Here is a 3,036-nt window from a genome sequence, read left to right as displayed (position 1 = left end):
TTAAAATTTCTTCATCTGTTAAATCAACATAACCAGATACACCCCAATAGAAATCAAGATGAATATCAGATGATCTTTCAGGTGAAAAAGAAAAATCAATTGTTTCAGAATAAGGACGAGCTGAATTGCCTAGATTTTTTGAATACTTATAGTTATAAATAGTATTCCCTATACCATTTGTTATGTAAGGCTTAAGTGCTAAAAACTCTGGAGAACTAGAACTTGCATTGATTTGAGCATCTGTTTCTCCCTTTATAGAGCGCATAATAAGGCTTTTTATCAAATTTTTCAACAAATCCTTGACCATTGCAGATTTTGGATTGAGTTCCGTACAGCTGTTCCCTATTAAACACCCTATTTCTTTTGTAATAAGCCTTTTACATCCAGTAGTTTTGTTTGTAAGTTCTAATTCAATTCTATAAAAACCAGGAATAGTAAAAGTTGATGAGAACGTAGTACTTGTACTTGTGCTTACTAATTCTCCACTCGGATTAAACAAACTCCATTTAAAAGTGTAATTATCACTATTGGCTCCAGAATAGGAAGTAATGGAAAAATCTTTTGATTCATTTATTTGGACCAAAGAGGTGTCAGAAGAATAATACTCCCCTGGTATAGCAATCGAAAATTGTTCATCATCCGCGGTAAAACCGCATAAATCCACAACTTTATACTCTGTTGTATAATCAGTAGTACAACCGTTTGGATCCTTGATCTGCAGATTAACTATGTAATCGCCTATTTCAGTTGGTGTGACAGTAAAATTCTCATCAATACCAGAAAAAACTAAATCTCCGTTTTGTTTAACCAAATCCCATTTGTAAGTAAAACCAGCTGTGGTATAAGATGAACTTCGATTAAGAGAAAGAACTGTTGCTGTATTAACCAAAAGTTTTTCACTATATGCAGAGTTTATTATGTATCCGCCACGGTCTGAAATAGGAATGATACAAGGAGTACTCTCTCTGGTTTTTAAATCTCTTTCAAAAGAAGAACACCCCATAGCATCTGAAACTCGTAAAACCACTTTATAATCTCCAGCAAGGGTTAGAGTAATAGGAAATATAGCTTGATTACCAGATGCAACTAATGCATTATTTGAGTCAAATAGACTCCATTGATAAGATAAACGCGTACTCCCTGATGAACTATAAAATGACAAATTTGTTAATTTATTAAGGATTACCCCAGACCAATCACCATAAGGATAAGGACTATTTATACTGCCATTACGGTTTGGGGAATAAGAATCAATACAAGGATTAACTAATTTTAATGTAATTGGTTCTCTTTCTAAAATAAGGTTTTGATTTGCAGGCTTTGCAGAATTTGTGATTATTGGATGTTTTGATACACAAGAATAAACCCCTGCATTTGCAACACTTAAACCAGAAATAGTATAACTTCTATTTCTAATAGAATCATCGGTTAATGCAACACCATCTTTAAACCATTGAAAAGTATCAACATTAGAAATATATCTTCCATCCTGACACATTGTAAGAGTTTTTGATTCTCCATTAGAAAAATTAATATTTTCAATCTTATCAGTTTTGAATTGAGGTGCATAAGTCAGAAATTGTATGTTCTTGGCATAATCTAAAAATTGTTGACTAAAATCTATAAATCGAAACTTATTCTTTTCCAAAAAAAGATATTTTAAATACCGCAAATTGGTTAATGAACTTGGTATCTCTCCTGTTAATAGATTCTCATGTAAATATAAACTTTCAAGTTGCCCTAATTGTCCGAATGAATTAGGAATTGCCCCCTCTAAAGCGTTACCGAACAAGTACATTTTTTTTAAATTCAATAAACTGCCAAGTGAAGACGGTATTATACCATTTAAACTATTCCTTTGAAGCCATAACTCATTTAAAGAAGTTAAATTTCCTAAAGAAGCAGGTATATTGCCATTTATATTATAATTAAAACCTAAATATAAAGTTTCAAGTTTAGTTAAATTGCCTATAGATGATGGAATTTCACCAATAAATGAGTTTAGAGTAAAATTAAGATGTTTTAGATTAATTAAACTTCCTAATTCCGCAGGAAGTGCACCACCAAATCTCGATCTATAGTCACCTGAATACAATATCAAAGTTTCTAAATTTATAAGATTTCCAATTTTAGAAGATAAGCCTCCTTTTAATGCGTGACTTCCAATATTTAGATATTTTAATTTATTTAGATTATAAAAATCATCTGGAATAGACTCATCTATGAAAGCTGTTGTGCCTACAGTCCTATGACTAATCTCTAGATATTCTAAATTTGTAAGTTTAGAAATTGGCAGAAGTACCTGAGAAAAACTGGTGTATGCTATATTTAAATATTTTAAGGATACTGAATATTGTATATTATTTAAACTCCCTTCTAGATAAACATTGCCGGTAAGATTTAGGACTTGCAACGACCCTAAACCACTTAGATTTGGTAAGTCAACCCCATTATTAATCAAATTATTCCTATTTAAATCAATGGAAACAACATGCCCATTTTCAACAACAATTCCATACCAACCTGTTCTTGTATACTGGTTCCAAGAAGTAACAGGTGTAGAGAAATCCCATGAGGTACTAACTAATTCCGAAGCACCGCCACTATTAGGTATACCTAGCCAAGCTTTCCAATTTGCTCCATTTGTAGCATCGTATAAAGCTTTTAATGCATTTTTCTCAGTTTCAGGAATATCAATTAATTCTGTTTTAGTAGTAATAGCCGAGCTATTTTTAGCAGTTCTAACAGTTTGTTCAGATTTTATACTTAGTAAAATATCTTCCTCTGTTTTTTTTGTTTTTACATACTCACGTAATTTCATGTCCCGCAACATTCCAACCTCACGAGCAAGATCTTGGTCTTTCACCCCATGCTCTTTGAGCATAGTGGTAGTTCTTGCCACATCAAATCCAATCTCTTGATCACTAAGCGCCTGCGCAAATCCAGTCGTGGTAATAAAAAAGCTTATAATACTAAAAACTAATGTATATTTTAATTTCATCTTGGTCTTACTTTTTTGTGGTAGTTACTCCTGCT

At 32.1% G+C, this 3,036-nt stretch carries 1 protein-coding gene; it reads right to left on the bottom strand.

The features are described 5' to 3' along the window. The coding region (locus WFZ86_RS19985; protein WP_425402891.1) for a leucine-rich repeat domain-containing protein at positions 1 to 3,001 on the bottom strand (3,001 nt) is incomplete at its 3' end. Positions 3,002 to 3,036 lie beyond the last annotated feature (35 nt).

Origin of the sequence: Flavobacterium polysaccharolyticum, from assembly GCF_038739875.1 — a bacterium.
Lineage (GTDB): Bacteria > Bacteroidota > Bacteroidia > Flavobacteriales > Flavobacteriaceae > Flavobacterium > Flavobacterium polysaccharolyticum.
The sequence above is the reverse complement of the archived record's forward strand: the minus strand, read 5'-3'. Positions and strand labels throughout refer to the sequence as shown.